The organism is Halopenitus sp. H-Gu1 (genome assembly GCF_041821145.1).
Classification (GTDB): domain Archaea; phylum Halobacteriota; class Halobacteria; order Halobacteriales; family Haloferacaceae; genus Halopenitus.
In genome coordinates, this window is record NZ_JBGUBC010000002.1 from 22444 (window position 1) to 37382 (window position 14939).

Here is a 14939-nt window from a genome sequence, read left to right on the forward strand (position 1 = left end):
CGGTGACCCGGAACGGACGTCGTTCCCGCGGAAGTGCAGATGGCCCTGGCGGCGACCGATGCCACCGATCCATCGGCGCGCTTTTGTCGTCCGATCGCCGACCTCGGGTATGGAGTTCACCGCGTTCGCCGACCGGGCGACTGCGATCGAATCGACCCCGGCGGACCTCGAGACGGTCGGGCTCGTCGGCGACCTGCTCGAAGACGCGAACGACGACTTGAAGACGGTCGTCCGATTCCTGCTTGGCCGCGTCTTCCCGGCACACGACACGCGAACGCTCGACGTCGGGCCCTCGCTTTGTCGGGAGGCGATCGCGAAGGCCGCCGGGCCGAACGTGGATCCCGCGGACGTGGAGGACCGTCTCGCGGATATCGGGGAGATCGGTGCGGTCGCGGCATCCTACGAGTTCGGGGGGCAACGCGGGCTGACGGCGTTCATGGCTAGCTCGCCCGGCTCGGTCGACTCGCCCGGCTCGACAAACTCCGCGGCAGCGAAGTCTCTCACCGTCGCCGAGGTCGATCGACGACTGCGGTCGATCGCCGCCACGGAGGGCGAAGGGAGCGAGCGTACCAAACTTGATGAGCTGTTCGGGTTGTTCAACCGGTGTGACTCGGCGGAGGCGCGGGTCCTCGCCAGGCTCGTGCTCGGTGAGATGCGCCTTGGCGTCGGCGAGGGAGCGATTCGCGACGCCATCACGGAGGCTTTCCTCCCGTCCGGCTCCGAGGACGCGGACGCGCACGACGATCCGGAGACTCGCCTCGATGATCCGGAACACGATTCCGGGGAGACGAACGGGAATCAGGGTAGGTTGACCGGAACGGAGGGCGACCTCGATCCGGTCGCGACGGTGACACGCGCGCTTCAGGTGACGAACGATTACGGTCGTGTCGCGGCGCTTGCCCGGGATCGCGGGCGCGAAGGGCTTCTTGAGGAGGGACTGGAGATCGGTCGGCCGGTACAGGCGATGCTCGCACAGGCCGGGACGGCGGCGGACGCGATCGACGCGTGGGGTCGAGCGGCCGTCGAGACCAAATTCGACGGCGCGCGGATACAGATCCATTATGCCCCGGCGGACGGGATCGGTCCGGAACTGTACTCACGGAATATGGACGACGTGACCGACGCGCTGCCGGAGATCGCAGAACGGGTCGAATCGGCGGTCGACGTGCCGGTGATCCTCGACGGGGAGGTCGTCGCGGTCGATGCGGACGGCGATCCACTTCCGTTTCAGGAGGTTCTTCGACGATTCCGACGAAAACACGACGTCGGTCGGATGCGAGAGGAAGTCAAACTCCGGTTGCACGCGTTCGACTGTCTCCACGCCGACGGCGAGGATCTGCTCGATACACAGTTCCTCCGGCGACACGACCGGCTGCGATCGATCCTCCCGGAGCGGAGCGCGGCGGTATCGATCGTCGAGGACGCGGACGCAATCGCGGCGATCGAAGCGCAGGCACTGTCGGCAGGCCACGAGGGGGTCATGCTCAAGGATCCGGACGCGGCCTATACCCCCGGCGATCGTGGCCAACGGTGGCTCAAGCGTAAGCCGGACGTCGAGACCCTGGATCTCGTCGTGACGGGCGCGGAGTGGGGAGAGGGTCGGCGGGCGTCGACTCTCGGAACCTTCGAGGTCTCCGTTCGCGCCTCCGACCAGAGCGGGGACACGAACTTCGAACCGATCGGCAAGGTGGCGACCGGACTCACCGACGCCGAACTGGAATCACTCACCGACCGCCTCGAACCCTACGTTCGCGCCGAGGACGGGACGGACGTCGACGTTCGCCCCGCGATCGTCCTCGAGGTCGGCTACGAGGAGATACAGCAGTCGCCGACCTACGGCTCCGGGTATGCGCTCCGATTCCCGCGATTTCTCGGGGTGCGCGAGGACAAGGACGTCGCCGACGCGGACACGCTCACGCGCGTCGAACGACTGGCCGACGAGGAGTAACGCGTCCGACCCCTCAGTCCGGGCGGACGAGGAGTAACGCGTCCGACCCGTCGACACGCTCAAAGCCCCCGAGTTCATGGGAACGGGCATGACGGTTCGTCACGACGATCTGACCGTGGAGTGGCTCGGGTACGCGACGGCGCGTCTCGAGACGACCGACGGGGTCGTCGCCTATACCGATCCCGGGCGGTACGGCGTGTTGGACGACTACTGGGCCCGCGACGGTGACCTCGTCGTTGTCACCCACGATCACCACTACAGCTCCGCAGGGATCCGATCGGTGGCCGATGACGACGCGACGATCGTGATCCACGAGGCAGTGGATGCGGATCGGATCGACCGCGACGTCGAGTCCGTCGACTCGTTAGCCGACGACTTCACAGTGGTTCGCGTCTCTGACGAGGAGCACCTCTCGGTGGGCGACGTGGCCCTCTGGTCGGTCCCGGCGTACAACGAGCCCGACGGACCGTGTGCCGCCCCGGACGGAACGGTCCCACATCCCGAGGGATTCGGTTGCGGATTCCTGCTGTCGCTTGCGGGGATGACCGTGTTCTGGCCGGGCGATTCCGACGCACTCGAGGGGTTCACGGAGCTCGACGTCTCGTTGTTCCTCGCGAACATCGGCGGCGGCGGAATCGTTTCGGATCGACACGAGGCGGCCGATCTGGCCGAACGGATGGACCCCGATCTCGTCGTTCCGATCCACTACGACACCTTCGAACAGCTTTCGGCCGACGGTCCGGCATTCGCCGCCGACGTCGCGTTGCGTTCGATCCCGGTCGCACTCGACGAGCGGTCGGCGAACCAGTGACGTGCCCCGATCGGGCAGCCAACCAGTAACGCGTCCCGAGCAGGCAGCGGAGCGAGGAGTGCTTACCGATCTTCGGGGTCGTCGTCGAACTCCATCGCCACGGAGTTGATACAGAATCGCTTTCCGGTCGGGTCGGGACCGTCCTCGAAGACGTGGCCCAGATGGGAGTCACACGAGGCGCACCGAACCTCGGTTCGGCGCATGCCGTGGCTCTCGTCGACCTGTGTCGTGACCGATCCGTCCGTCGCAGCATAAAACGCCGGCCAGCCGCAGCCGGAGTGGTATTTCGTCTCGGATTCGAAGAGAAGGGAGCCACACCCCGCACATCGATAGACGCCGTCGGCGTCATGATCGACGTACTCGCCCGAAAAGCGTGCCTCGGTCCCGTTCTCCCGGAGAACTCGATACTCCTCCTCGGAGAGACGTTCGCGCCACTCGGTTTCATCGCGTTCAACCGTGTTCTCACCGTCGTTCATACCGACGAATACTCGCCCCACGGCGAAGGGTGTTTCGTCAGTAGGGACGGTCATTCCTCCTCGAGATCGACCGACACGCCGAGATCGAAGAGGGCGTCGAAAAACCCGGGGAACGAGACGTCGACGTGTTCGGCACCCCGCACCGTCGTCTTGCCATCGGCCACGAGCGCGGCGACCGAAAGCGCCATCACCAACCGATGATCGCCGCGACCATCCACGACGGCCCCGTTGAGGTCGCTCTCGCTGCCGTGAATCGTGAGCACGTCCGGTTTCTCGGTGACACGTGCACCCATCGCTTCCAGCTCCTCGGCCATCGCGGACACGCGGTCGGTCTCCTTATAGCGGACGTGTTCGCAGTTTTCGATTCGCGTCTCGCCGTCGGCCACGGCCCCCAGGGCCGCGATCGTCGGCAGGAGGTCGGGCGTGTCACCGACGTCGACGGTGACTCCCGAGAGATCGGAGCGACCGACGACGATCGTGGCCTCCGAGTGGCGCCACTCGACATCCGCGCCCATGCGCTCAAGGATCGAGACGATCGCGGCGTCACCCTGAGCGCTTTCGGCGGCGCCCCGAACGACGACCTCCTCGTCGGGAGCCGCGGCGACCGCGCCGGCAGCGAGGAGGTACGACATCGACGAGAAGTCGCCGGGAACGGCGTACTCGCCGTCGGTCGGCTCGTAGTTCTGGCCGCCGGCGACGTGAAATCCGTCCGCACCGTCGGCCGTCTCGCTGTCGAGCGGCTCCGCGGTCACCCCGAATGATTCCAACACGTCGAGAGTGATGTCGACGTACGGTGCTGATTTAAGCGCCGTTGTCAACGATATCTCGATCCCCTCCGCCGTGGCTGCACCCGCCATGAGTAGCGAGGTGACGTACTGTGAGGAGACGTCGCCGGGTATGGAGACCGTTCCGCCCTCGACCGGGCCAAAGATAACGAGCGGAGCCTGACCGTTTCCGCGGGTCGATTCCGCACGTGCACCCAGCTGCGAGAGCGCGTCCAAAAGCGGTCCCTGGGGACGCGAACGGAGCGAGGTGTCTCCGGTAAGGACGCTTCCGCCGTCGGCGAGTGCGGCCGCGCCCGCCACGAGTCGGGTGGTCGTTCCGGAGTTCGCACAGTCGATGACGTCGGCCGGGACGGCCGGCTCGCCGCCGAAGCCATCCACGACGAACGCGTCGCGATCGTCCTCGTAGTCGACGTCGCCGCCGAACGCCTCGACGGCGCGAGCCGTGGCACGCGTGTCGGCGCTCACGAGCGGCGACCGGACGAGGGCTCCGTCGCTGTAGCCCGCAGCGAGGATCGCTCGGTGAGTGTAACTCTTCGAGGGGGGCGCCTGAACCCGTCCGTGTACCGTCCCGGGCGTGATGCGTGCGTCCATACCGGAGCGTGCGTCGCCTGGGATATCAGCGTACCGGAGCCGACTCGGTCAGGTGCGGGCGTTCGCTCGGTGGCGACGAACGTATCGATAGCGGGGCGCGACCCCGAAACGATCGGGGAGGGGACTTTCGGAGGCGGCCTCAGCGTACGGTTTATACGAGCGGACCCGTTAGCGAGGAGTATGCCCCAGTGTGAGATGTGTGGCGCCGAGCAGGCCTCGCTGACGACGACGAAGGTCGAAGGTGCCGAACTGGAGCTTTGTGACTCCTGTACGGACTTCGGCACGGAGGTCCGCGAGGAGCCCGACTCCACGACCACGAGCAAGTACTCCACGACGTCCAGTACGGGCCAAAGCTCGTCAGGATCCTCCGGCACCGGATCCGGCGGAGGCGCCAGTTCCTCCGGCGGAACGAGCCGTCGCCAGGACATGTTCGACGAGATGGAGGAGGTCGCTGCGGATTACGACGACCGTATCCGAAACGCCCGCGAGTCGCGCGGGCTCAGCCAGGAGGAACTCGCCAACCAACTCAACGAGAAGGCGAGCCTCATTCGGAAACTCGAACGCGGCGACATCCTCCCCCCGGACGACGTCCAGCGAAAACTCGAAAGTACCCTCGACATCACCCTCGTCGAGGGCTCGGACGTCGACGAGGAGTGGGATTCCGGCGACTCCTCGACGATGACGCTCGGCGACGTCGTCAAACGGAAGGACTAATCGACGCTTTCGGACGCACGCTGACGTTCCTGACCCTGCGCAATGAGCGTGAGCATCACTGCGATCCGTCGTCGTCGCCGTCGGTCCGCATCATGCCGTAGGTCCGAGTGAGGTAGTCGATGATCTGATCGACCGTCTCGGGTGCGTAGCTCCAGAACCCGTAGAACCGTCCAGGTTCGCGTTCCTCGGCAAGGAGTGCACACTTATTGACGTCGGTTCCGCCGCCATCGTAGGCGACGAACCAGGTCTCCCGTATCTCCGGCGCTCGCTCGACGTGAACGGGAAACTCCGTGTCGGAGACGTCTCCTTCCGGAGCCGCATAGGCGTGGACTGTGAGTCCCTCGCGCTCACAGAGACGGTTGTAGGTCGGTACCGTCGGGGCAAGCGTCGCGAGCGTCTGAAATCCGGCGTGCAGTTCCCCCGATCCGGTTCTCCAGGCGCGGTCCTCGATCTCCCGGGAGGCGGCGATCATTTTCTCGGTCGAATACGAAGTGAAGGTCGTCTCATCGAGGTGATCGAGGACCGATCGATAGGACCCGTCCTCAAATCCTGGCGTCGTCTCCTCGCCGTCGTCGAGCAGTTCGGTCAGAGAAACGGCGGTGAGAAACTCACCGTTCCGGGACAATACCGCGAACTCCCTCGGACCTCCCGTGAGGGTGGCCTCCGTGACCACCAGGTTCCGTTCACCAAAGCGCTCCGCCAGCGTCTCGCGGACATCCGACTCCGCGTTGATGACGGTGAGAGTCGCCGCCTGGGATTCGACGCCGGTGATGAGTTCGATGAGCGACATTTGAGTGTGGGAATCCTACACACGGATACGGCGCGTTGGAGTTTGTACCTTTCGGCGATGTGATCGCGACGAGTGCCAACCTATTTGGTCACGTCCCTCGACCGATTCGAGTGTGTTCATCCTCGTCAACCTGAAGGCGTACCCCTGCGATCCGGTTGCCGTCTCGAGTGTCGCACGCGACGTCGCGAACGACTACGGCGTTCGGATCGCGGTCGCACCTCAGGCGGCCGATCTGGCCCGCGTCGACGCGACCGGCGTCGAGACGTGGGCACAACACGTCTCGCCCGTCGATCACGGCTCACATACTGGCTCGACGCTCGCGGAAGCGGTCACCGAAAACGGTGCGGAGGGGACGCTCATCAACCATTCCGAACGGCGGCTCACGCTGGCGGATATCGACGACGCAGTCGACGCTGCCCGACGAACTGACCTGGAGACGATCGTCTGTGCAAACGATCCCGAACAGGCCGGTGCCGCGGCGGCGCTCGGTCCCGACGCCGTGGCGGTCGAGCCACCGGCACTGATCGGCGGCGACGTCCCAGTCGCCACCGCCGATCCGGGGATCGTCGAGGACGCAGTCGCAGCAGTGGACGCCGTCGATTCGGACGTCGACCTGCTTTGTGGCGCCGGCGTCTCGACCGGCGAAGACGTCGAGGCGGCACGCGAACTCGGCGCGACTGGCGTCCTCCTGGCCTCCGGAGTCGCAAAGGCTGACGACCCGCGATCGGCGCTTGAGGACCTGGTGGCCGGGATCTGAACGCCGATCACCCCTCGGTGTAGCCACGCCACTCATATCGGTCGTTTTTCTCGCGGGTGTCGAGGGATATCTCCACCCCGTTGCCGACCGGATCCTCGAGGTGGGGCGCCTTACTGATCGCCGACCCGTCGATCCCAGCCGTGCTCCCCGATCACCCATCCGCGTCGATGAACTCGGCATCGTCGCCCGCCGAATTGAAGGAGTCACCGTCGGTCGGATCGCTTGACTCGTCACTCGCCGAAGCGGTGGCGTCGTCGTCAATTCGTGCGGTAGAGTCGCTCGCCCCGTCCGTGGGCTCGTCTCCTCCCCCGTCGTCAACGCCGGCGGCAGGGTCGGCTGACCCGTCCGATTCCGATCGAATGCGACCGCCGTTCGCGAGCGCTCTCGCAGCCTCGCTGAGGCCGCTCGCGATCTCGGAGATGGTGGGATCGTCCGGATGAACGGATCCCTCCGCGGTTCGATCCTCGTCTTCGGCCCGGTGTGGATCCCGATCACCTCGCCGATCCACGTCTCCAGCATCGTGGTCCGTTCGACCGTCTTCGACCTCACCGCCGTATCCTCGCTCGTCGGCGGGGACGAAAGCCGTCTCGATCGCCTCGACCGTCCGTTCGAGCGTGGCGTCATCAAGTCGATCCGCGTACGCCTCGCGGACAAGCGCCGGGATCGCATACTCGTAGCGTCCGCGTCCCGAATGACGGATCACGCCGGCGCGACGAAGCGGTCTGTGGCGCGCGTAGGCGTGTTCGGTGTCACCGTCGCCGCCAGCGTCGATGTGGGCGGCGATCGGGTCGCTTTCTCCCTCGCGGCGGTAGTGACGCAACATCGCGGTCGACAACTCCGGGAGCGATTCGACCCGTCCGCGAAGCTCCGCGATCACGGCCTCACGAGTTCCCAAATCGACCGTCTCGTCGAACCGGAGCGCGCTCTCGGCGACGTCCGCTCTGGATATCGGAGAAAGTGCCGCGGAGTCGGCGGTCGTGCCGGAGTCAGTCGATCGATCGTCGGGGTCCGTGGCCTCACCGGATGCGGCGTCGGGGGGCGTCTCCTCCGCTACGCGCGCGCCGTCCGTTTCGGCCGCCCCGTCCGTTCTCTCAGGAATCTCGGAACCGTCCCGAAGGTCGTCGCGTTCACGATCGGCTTCGTACTCGTCGAGTTCGGACTGGTCGTCGGGCCCGCCCTGGCGTGGGTTCCCGTTCCCGCCACGATGGGGCGCCTCGGCCCGTCCGAGGAGGGCCTGGGAGAACCGCTCGGCCATTCGTGAGAGGTCCTTCGCGTCGGCGAGTTCCCGTTCGAGTTCATCGATCCGTGCCTGCTTGCGATCGAGTTTCGTCCGGAGATCGGCCAGCTCGGACTCGCGTCGGTCCTGCTCGTCGGAGATCGTCTCCAGCTCGCTTATCAGGTCACCGGAAACCGACTTCAGCTCCGGGCGCTCGAAGTCCTCGAGCCCGGGCGTTGCGCCCGCATCGAAGGTCTGCTTGCGGTGAAACTGGATCCGACGGATCGACTCGTCCCAGTCGGTCATGAGGAACGCTTCTCCGTCCTCCATATCCTCGATCGCGTTCGCGTACGTCGATCCGAGGATACGACTCACGACGTTAGTGTCGTTATCCCAGGTGAGCCGGTGCCAGACGAGCCAATCACACTGGGTGATGAAGTCCTTTTTGACGTCGGCAGGCCGCTGACTTATCCCGACGATCCCGAGTCCGTGTTTACGCCCGCGCTTGCCGACCTTGATGAGCATCTTGCCGGTCTCGTCCATCCCGCCGCCCTCCGGGATGTATTCGTGACACTCCTCGACGACGAGTAAGAACGGCTGTTTGAGCTTCTTTTCTTTGGCAAAGAGGTGTTTGACGACGTTGAGTATCAGCTCGGAGGCGACCGACTCCTCGAGATACCCCGAGACGTCGAGGATGATCGGCACGTTCTCATCGAGGGCAAGCGTGGCGATCCGCTCGGCATGTTCCGGCGAGACGACGATGTCGCACTCGTCGTCCGCGCCGACGTGAAGGATCTCGTACTCCTCTTTGAGCCCGTAATACTCGCCGTCACTGTCGACGATCAACACCGGGAAGTTGTTGTCAAGCAGGTTCTCGATGAGCACTGACGCGGTGTTTGATTTGCCCGATCCGCTCTTTCCGGTGATGAACGACCGGCCAGTCAATACGTCGACGACCGGCAACTCGACGGGATCGCCGGGGTTGGCGTCCGCATCGCCACCCGTCCCGTCGCTTACCGAGGCGACATGAATCGTCTCCGCGTCTTCATCGCTCATTGTCCACAAGGAGGCGTCGCGGGCCTCAAAGAACTTCGCCCGACGTCTGACGAGCGGCTGACGATCGGCTGCTGCTGCGATCGGTTGTCGCCGATCGTCGATCGTCAGTTGGTGGTCGTGGGTGCTTGGCCGTCAGTTGGTGGTCGTGGAAGATCGATCGCCAATGGTGGATCATCGAAGGTTAGTCACCGGAGGTCGGTTCCAGTCGTCGAGTATGGACTCACCGTTCGTCCGGCTCGAACTCCCGAAGCGATCGCTGATCCACGTCGCGAGGGTTGTCCGGGGGCTCTCGTGTGGGAGCGGTGGTGTCACCAGAGTCACCGTCCTCGTTTCCGGTCTCCGACGCCCGTTCGATCCACTCCGTGAGCGTCGGTTCGTCCGTGACCGGGGCCGAACCACTCGTCTCGGGCGTCCGGGAAGCAGTAGCGGGACCCGCTTTCGCCCCGTCCCGGTCGGTCTCGAAGCCGCCGAGTGTCGCTTGGTCGCTGCCGGCGAAATCGAGATTCGAGACGCGGACGCCGAGTTTGCGTGCCACCTCGTCTTCGAACTCGGTCAGGAGTTCGAGGGCGATCGATTTTACGAGATCCGGATCGTCGACGGGGCCCGGGAGGCTTCTCTCCCGCGTGTTCACCTCGTAGGGGGGTTCAACCACCTTGATCCCGATCGTCCGATACAGACAGCCACGATCGCTTGCGCGTCGGGCGACGTCCGCGGCGAGCGCAGCGACGGTCTCGCATTTGGTGGCTTCAGCGGCGGTCGCCGGAAGCGAGGACTCACGCGAGAGACTCTTCGGGAGTCCGGTCGGTGTGACCGCCCGGTCGTCCTCTCCGCGGGCGCGAGCAAATAGTTCGCGACCCCGATCGCCAAGGATCGTCTCGAGACGATCCGGGTCGGCCGCTGCGAGATCGCCGGCAGTCTCGATCCCCATCTCCGCGAGCCGATCGGCAGTCACGGGGCCGACCCCGTGGATCTCCTCGGTCGAAAGCGGCGCGAGGAACTCCCGGACGGTGCCGGGCGGTACCACCACGAGTCCCTCGGGTTTGTCCAGATCGCTTGCGATCTTGGCGGTCGACATGTTCGGTGCGACTCCGACGCTTGCGGGAACACCCGCCTCCCGCTCGATCCGATCGCGCACGTATCGGGCGTATCCCTCCGCAAGCGTCCGCGCGTCGGCCGGCCCTCGCGCCGAACTCTCGGCTAGCGACGATCGGCCGTCCGGGGCGTCGACCGCCGCGGATTCCTCGTGTTCGGTCGTATTCGCGTCGTCAACGGTCGCCCAGGCGGTCCGGTCGGTCACGTCCAGATACGCTTCGTCGATGCTCACCTCGCGAACCACGTCGCCACACTCGTGCAGGACGGCCTTGACGTCGGCCGCGACCGACTCGTAGTGTTCCATGTCGACGGATCGATAGTGGGCCGTCTCCTCGGGATCGGGCGCGTCCGGATCCTCGGGGTCGGCGTTCACTCGGCGTGGCAACCGATCGAGCGCCGCGGAGATCGGATCGGCACTATCGACGCCGAACGCCCGGGCCTCGTAGCTTGCGGTGGCGACGGCGCCGATCGTCGCTCCCGGTTCATAGCCCATTCCGACGACGACGGGCTCACCGCAAAGTGCGGGCTCGCGAAGCCGCTCACAGGAGGCATAAAAGCAGTCCATGTCGACGTGGAGAACGACCCGATCGGCGTCCTCGCCGTCCGGATCCGCGCCGGGGAGGGTACCGGAGGCCATCGTTCGCGGTTGACGTTCCAGCGACTTAAGCATCGAGCGGTGATGGTCGATGGCAGTCGGCTGCGGACGGTAGTGAGCAGATAGTGAGCAGATAGCGGTCGCCGAACGCCATCGACAGCCGGGACGGGTCGTTACTTCAACCGCTCCTGGAGGAAGGACGGATGGGCCGCCGTGACCCCGTTGACGGCCAACAGCTTCTCGGAGATGACTTCGCCCAATTCGTCTCCGTCGCCGGCGCGGACCTCGGCCATCAGCATGTGGTCGCCCGAGGAGGTGTATAGGGCCTCGATCTCGGGGAGACCCTTGAGCGTCCGGGTCACCTCGACATATTTTCCGCTGTCGACGTCCATTCCCACGAGCGCGATCGACTGCCCCGAGAGTTTCTTGGGGTCGACGTCGGCGGAGTAGCCGACGATGACACCCTCCTCCTCAAGTCGTCGGATGTACTTTCGGACCGTCGGCTTGGACACGTTCGCCCGATCGGCGATCTCGGCGTAGGAGGCTTGTGCGTCCTCCTCCAACACGGAGAGGATACGTTCCTCCGTCGAGGCGGTACTCATATGAATACGTTTCGTGCCACGGAAAAAATACCTTGCGAACACGTAAACGGTCTTTTCGGGACCGAATTCGGTCCGGATCGCCACGCTCGGACGGTCGAGACGGAACATTCCAGCAGTAGCGACAAAAAGCCCACCCGTGAACAGGTGGGATAAAACTGAGACCCGGGAACCGGTCTCGTTCGTAGCCACGTAGCTACGGCAGAGGGTCGTGGGGGGAAATCAGACGTGTTGCTCGAGGAAACGGTCGTAGGATCGTTCCCACTCGTAGTCGTCATCCCAGTATCGCTCTGCAAGCGGCTCATCGGGCATCTCGCCGATCGCCTGTTTCTCCTGTTGGTAGGAGGGTCGCTCCTCGTCAACGTAGAACCGTCCGGTGAGGACCTCGCCCTCGTTGAGGCTCTCCTCCGCGGTTCGCATCATCTCGGCTGCCTCCACGCGGTCGTGGACGTCGAAGTCGTAGTCGTCGGATTCGTTGACGTCGATGTAGGGAACGTACTGGCGGGCGTCCTTGTTCCAGGTCGGACACTGGGTGAGGAAATCGATGTGGGCAAATCCGTCGTGATTCATCGCCTCCACGAGGATCTCTTTGGCCTGATTCGGGTTCACCGCGGCCGTCCGAGCGACGTAGGACGCGCCGGCGGTGAGCGAAAGCGAGAGCGGTTTCACCGGCTCCTTGGCGCTACCGTGGGGCTGGGTCTTCGATTCGTGGCCCTTGGGGCTCGTCGGAGACGTCTGCCCCTTGGTGAGCCCGAAGATCTCGTTGTTGAACACGATATAGGTCATATCGTGGTTCTCGCGGGCCGTGTGGGTGAAGTGGTTTCCGCCGATCCCGTAGCCGTCGCCGTCGCCGCCGGCAGCGATGACCTCGAGGCCGGGGTTAGCGAGCTTTGCAGCCCGTGCGACCGGAAGCGATCGACCGTGGATCGTGTGGAAGCCGTAGGAGTCGAGGTAGCTGTTCAGCTTGCCCGAACAGCCGATTCCGGTCGCGAGAAGCGTCTCCTCGGGGCTGCGTCCCACTTCCGGAAGCGCCTGTTTGAGCGCCTTGAGAACCCCGAAATCTCCACAGCCCGGACACCAGGTGGGCTGCGGCTCGACGCCGGGGGTGTACTCGTCACGGTCGATCTCACGTTCTTCACCGATGGCTGAGAATGCGCTCATGGTTAATCACCTGCTGCGGGGACGAAGGTAGTCGTGGAACTGTCCAGATCGCCACCGTCGACGACGATCGACTCGAACCCTTCGACGATCTCACCGGGCTCGAAGGGGTTCCCGTTGTACTTCAGCAGACTCGAGAGCTTCTCGCCGTATCGACCCAGGTTCTTCTGGATGAGGCCGCGGAACTGTCCGGATGCGGTCATCTCCACGACGAGTACCTCGTCGACGCTCTCGATGAATTCCTCGACCTCCGCGGTCGGGAACGGGAGCATGTCCGAGACGCCGAGCGCCTTCACCGAGTGGCCAGCGTCATTGAGCACGTCGACGGCCTCGGCGACGGTGCCCTGCTGGCTGCCGAAGGTCATAATGCCGTAGTCGGCCTCTTCCGGTCCCATGTACGTCTGGGTGTCGCGATCGTCCAGATGCTCGCGGATCGCCTCTAGCTTCTGTGTGCGCCGATCGATCTGGGCGACACGGTTGTCGGGATCCTCGCTGATGTGTCCGCTTGGATCGTGTTCGTTGCCGGTCGCCAGGTAGCGGCCTCCCTTCTGGCCGGGGATCGACCGCGGCGAGACGCCGTCGTCGACGTCGTGTTGGAATCGGTGGAACTTCCCGTCCTCCGAGTGCGGCTGGTCGGCCAGTTCGGCTTCCGAGAGCGTCTTGCCGAGATCCGCGTTCGGCTCGCGATCGAAGTGGCTTTTGGGAACGTTCACGAGTTCGCCGCCGAGCTTCTGATCGTACAGCAGGATCGCGGGAATCTGGTACTCGTAGGCGAGCTCGAAGGCGAGTCGGCTCTGATCGTAGGCCTCCTCGACGGTCCCGGGTGCCAGGACGACACGCTGGGAGTCGCCTTGGGAGGTATACAACACGTGTTCGAGATCGGACTGTTCGGGCTTGGTCGGCATCCCGGTCGAGGGGCCCGCACGCATCGCCTCGACGAGTACAACCGGCGTCTCCGTCATCTCCGCGAGCCCGAGCGGCTCGGACATCAGCGAGAAGCCACCGCCCGAGGAGCCGGACATCGCCTTGACGCCGGCGTGTGAGGCTCCGACGGCGAGCCCCGCTGCGGCGATCTCGTCTTCGACTTGTTCTGAGATCCCGCCCACTTTGGGCAGATTCTTAGTCATGATCGTGAATACCTCGGTCCACGGCGTCATCGGATAGCCCGCGATGAACCGGCATCCCTCATCGAGCGCGCCGTAGGAGATCGCATCCGATCCCGAAAGCAGTACCTGCTGTTCGTCGTGTTCGCCGGTGGGAATCCCGACGTCGTGAGCATCGGCGTCGTACTCCTCTAACACCGACTCGTATGCGATCTCGAGAACTTCGAGGTTCGGTTCGAGGATCTTGTCGGGCATCGCGTCGCTCATCAGGTCCTCGACGTGCTCGAGTTCCATGCCGATGAGCGCACACGTCGCACCGATACCGGCGGTATTTCGCATTATCTCGCGTCCGGTCTCGCGGGCGAGCCCGCGAAGGTCGAGGGGGTAGACGTGCCAGTCGTTGGCCTCCGCGCGCTCCTCGAAGTCCGGGATATCGGAGACGTCGATCAGGCCCTCGTCGTAGACGATCACGCCACCCTCACGGAGCTCGTCGAGGTTTTCCGAGAGGGGTTTGATCTCCTCGTTGCCGTAGACGGCATCCTCCTGTGGGTTGCGGGCGAAGGAGTCACCCAGCGCCAACAGGAAGTTGTATCCGTCGCCACGGGAGCGTACGGGATCCGCGCTCGCGCGGATCTCGGTATAGGTGTGGCCACCGCGGATCCGCGACGGATAGTGCCGGTGCGTGAACACGTGAAGCCCCGATCGCATCAGGGCCTTCGCGAAGTTCTGGCTCGTCGAGGCGATCCCGTCGCCGGATCCCCCGGAGATTCGCCAGATGAGTTCGTTGTTTGTCATTGGTGGATCTGGCCCTCCGTGGGCCGAGTGATGAAAGATTGCAACGGGCACCTATTAGGGCTTGCTATGGATTCACAATTAACGATCCTGTGGGATTCTCTATTTATAAGGATCGAAGATGTTGAATTCCTGCTTTACTGATCGAATGGATTTGTCCTTCGATCGGCGACGGATTTACCCGTGTGGATACCATATCCAACCAACATGCAAAAGAATGAACTTATCCACGTTCACAACCTGCTCGGGACCCTTTCCCGGGAATTACACGATGAGGGGCACCTCGAATCGGACGACCTCCGCACCTATCGCGAACTCGGAACGTCACCGATGACGATGCACGGATCGCGGGCCGAACACGCGGAAGCCGTAATCGAACTCGCCGACGCGCTGGCGGGAGCCGTCAACGACGACCCCGAGATCGAGGACGAAGCGGATCGCGCCGTGACGGTGTGA

13 protein-coding genes are annotated in these 14939 nt (G+C 64.5%); 5 read left to right on the top strand and 8 right to left on the bottom strand.

Annotation, left to right across the window (positions count from 1 at the left end):
* Positions 1 to 109 precede the first annotated feature (109 nt).
* Together ligA and ACERIT_RS01775 are read left to right on the top strand one after the other, a co-directional pair.
* On the top strand, positions 110 to 1948 hold the full coding sequence (gene ligA, locus ACERIT_RS01770; protein WP_373673094.1) for an ATP-dependent DNA ligase LigA: 1839 nt from the start codon (positions 110 to 112) through the stop codon (positions 1946 to 1948).
* 88 nt (positions 1949 to 2036) lie between these two features.
* Complete coding sequence (locus ACERIT_RS01775) at positions 2037 to 2759, top strand: MBL fold metallo-hydrolase (protein ID WP_373673095.1); 723 nt, start codon at positions 2037 to 2039, stop codon at positions 2757 to 2759.
* A gap of 62 nt (positions 2760 to 2821) precedes the next feature.
* On the opposite strand, the gene msrB is transcribed toward ACERIT_RS01775, so the two are convergent.
* Positions 2822 to 3235, bottom strand: coding sequence for a peptide-methionine (R)-S-oxide reductase MsrB (msrB, locus tag ACERIT_RS01780; protein WP_373673096.1), 414 nt, complete (start codon positions 3233 to 3235; stop codon positions 2822 to 2824).
* 50 nt (positions 3236 to 3285) lie between these two features.
* Complete coding sequence (aroA, locus tag ACERIT_RS01785) at positions 3286 to 4611, bottom strand: 3-phosphoshikimate 1-carboxyvinyltransferase (RefSeq protein WP_373673097.1); 1326 nt, start codon at positions 4609 to 4611, stop codon at positions 3286 to 3288.
* A gap of 180 nt (positions 4612 to 4791) precedes the next feature.
* Here aroA and ACERIT_RS01790 point away from each other — a divergent pair, with 180 nt between their 5' ends.
* Positions 4792 to 5325 (top strand): multiprotein bridging factor aMBF1, encoded by a 534-nt coding sequence (locus ACERIT_RS01790; RefSeq protein WP_373673098.1) that lies wholly within the window; start codon positions 4792 to 4794, stop codon positions 5323 to 5325.
* 55 nt (positions 5326 to 5380) lie between these two features.
* On the opposite strand, the gene ACERIT_RS01795 is transcribed toward ACERIT_RS01790, so the two are convergent.
* On the bottom strand, positions 5381 to 6115 hold the full coding sequence (locus ACERIT_RS01795) for a DICT sensory domain-containing protein (RefSeq protein ID WP_373673099.1): 735 nt from the start codon (positions 6113 to 6115) through the stop codon (positions 5381 to 5383).
* Between the two features lie 112 nt (positions 6116 to 6227).
* On the opposite strand from ACERIT_RS01795, the gene tpiA reads away from it, so the two are divergent.
* Positions 6228 to 6872 (top strand): triose-phosphate isomerase, encoded by a 645-nt coding sequence (tpiA, locus tag ACERIT_RS01800; RefSeq protein ID WP_373673100.1) that lies wholly within the window; start codon positions 6228 to 6230, stop codon positions 6870 to 6872.
* Positions 6873 to 7023: 151 nt separating this feature from the next.
* Here the strand turns inward: tpiA and ACERIT_RS01805 are convergent, their stop codons facing one another.
* The 5 genes from ACERIT_RS01805 to ACERIT_RS01825 form a co-directional block, all read right to left on the bottom strand.
* Complete coding sequence (locus tag ACERIT_RS01805) at positions 7024 to 9144, bottom strand: ATP-binding protein (protein ID WP_373673101.1); 2121 nt, start codon at positions 9142 to 9144, stop codon at positions 7024 to 7026.
* A gap of 220 nt (positions 9145 to 9364) precedes the next feature.
* The gene (locus tag ACERIT_RS01810) at positions 9365 to 10873 is read right to left on the bottom strand and encodes a helix-hairpin-helix domain-containing protein (protein WP_373673102.1); all 1509 of its coding nucleotides are present in this window, start codon (positions 10871 to 10873) and stop codon (positions 9365 to 9367) included.
* 131 nt (positions 10874 to 11004) lie between these two features.
* The gene (gene lrpA1 / locus ACERIT_RS01815) at positions 11005 to 11433 is read right to left on the bottom strand and encodes an HTH-type transcriptional regulator LrpA1 (protein WP_373673103.1); all 429 of its coding nucleotides are present in this window, start codon (positions 11431 to 11433) and stop codon (positions 11005 to 11007) included.
* Positions 11434 to 11652: 219 nt separating this feature from the next.
* Positions 11653 to 12591 carry a thiamine pyrophosphate-dependent enzyme gene (locus tag ACERIT_RS01820; RefSeq protein ID WP_373673104.1) on the bottom strand — a complete coding sequence of 313 codons (939 nt, stop codon included), beginning with the start codon at positions 12589 to 12591 and terminating at the stop codon, positions 11653 to 11655.
* Between the two features lie 2 nt (positions 12592 to 12593).
* Positions 12594 to 14486 carry a 2-oxoacid:acceptor oxidoreductase subunit alpha gene (locus ACERIT_RS01825; protein WP_373673105.1) on the bottom strand — a complete coding sequence of 631 codons (1893 nt, stop codon included), beginning with the start codon at positions 14484 to 14486 and terminating at the stop codon, positions 12594 to 12596.
* A gap of 204 nt (positions 14487 to 14690) precedes the next feature.
* On the opposite strand from ACERIT_RS01825, the gene ACERIT_RS01830 reads away from it, so the two are divergent.
* Positions 14691 to 14939 (top strand): UPF0058 family protein, encoded by a 249-nt coding sequence (locus tag ACERIT_RS01830; protein ID WP_373673106.1) that lies wholly within the window; start codon positions 14691 to 14693, stop codon positions 14937 to 14939.

Excerpts from the sequence above, each read along its gene's own strand:
- ligA (WP_373673094.1), top strand. The coding sequence starts at position 110 with ATGGAGTTCACCGCGTTCGCCGACCGGGCGACTGCGATCGAATCGACC.
- ACERIT_RS01775 (WP_373673095.1), top strand. The coding sequence starts at position 2,037 with ATGACGGTTCGTCACGACGATCTGACCGTGGAGTGGCTCGGGTACGCG.
- msrB (WP_373673096.1), bottom strand. The coding sequence starts at position 3,235 with ATGAACGACGGTGAGAACACGGTTGAACGCGATGAAACCGAGTGGCGC.
- aroA (WP_373673097.1), bottom strand. The coding sequence starts at position 4,611 with ATGGACGCACGCATCACGCCCGGGACGGTACACGGACGGGTTCAGGCG.
- ACERIT_RS01790 (WP_373673098.1), top strand. The coding sequence starts at position 4,792 with ATGCCCCAGTGTGAGATGTGTGGCGCCGAGCAGGCCTCGCTGACGACG.
- ACERIT_RS01795 (WP_373673099.1), bottom strand. The coding sequence starts at position 6,115 with ATGTCGCTCATCGAACTCATCACCGGCGTCGAATCCCAGGCGGCGACT.
- ACERIT_RS01805 (WP_373673101.1), bottom strand. The coding sequence starts at position 9,144 with ATGAGCGATGAAGACGCGGAGACGATTCATGTCGCCTCGGTAAGCGAC.
- ACERIT_RS01810 (WP_373673102.1), bottom strand. The coding sequence starts at position 10,873 with ATGGCCTCCGGTACCCTCCCCGGCGCGGATCCGGACGGCGAGGACGCC.
- lrpA1 (WP_373673103.1), bottom strand. The coding sequence starts at position 11,433 with ATGAGTACCGCCTCGACGGAGGAACGTATCCTCTCCGTGTTGGAGGAG.
- ACERIT_RS01820 (WP_373673104.1), bottom strand. The coding sequence starts at position 12,591 with ATGAGCGCATTCTCAGCCATCGGTGAAGAACGTGAGATCGACCGTGAC.
- ACERIT_RS01825 (WP_373673105.1), bottom strand. The coding sequence starts at position 14,486 with ATGACAAACAACGAACTCATCTGGCGAATCTCCGGGGGATCCGGCGAC.
- ACERIT_RS01830 (WP_373673106.1), top strand. The coding sequence starts at position 14,691 with ATGCAAAAGAATGAACTTATCCACGTTCACAACCTGCTCGGGACCCTT.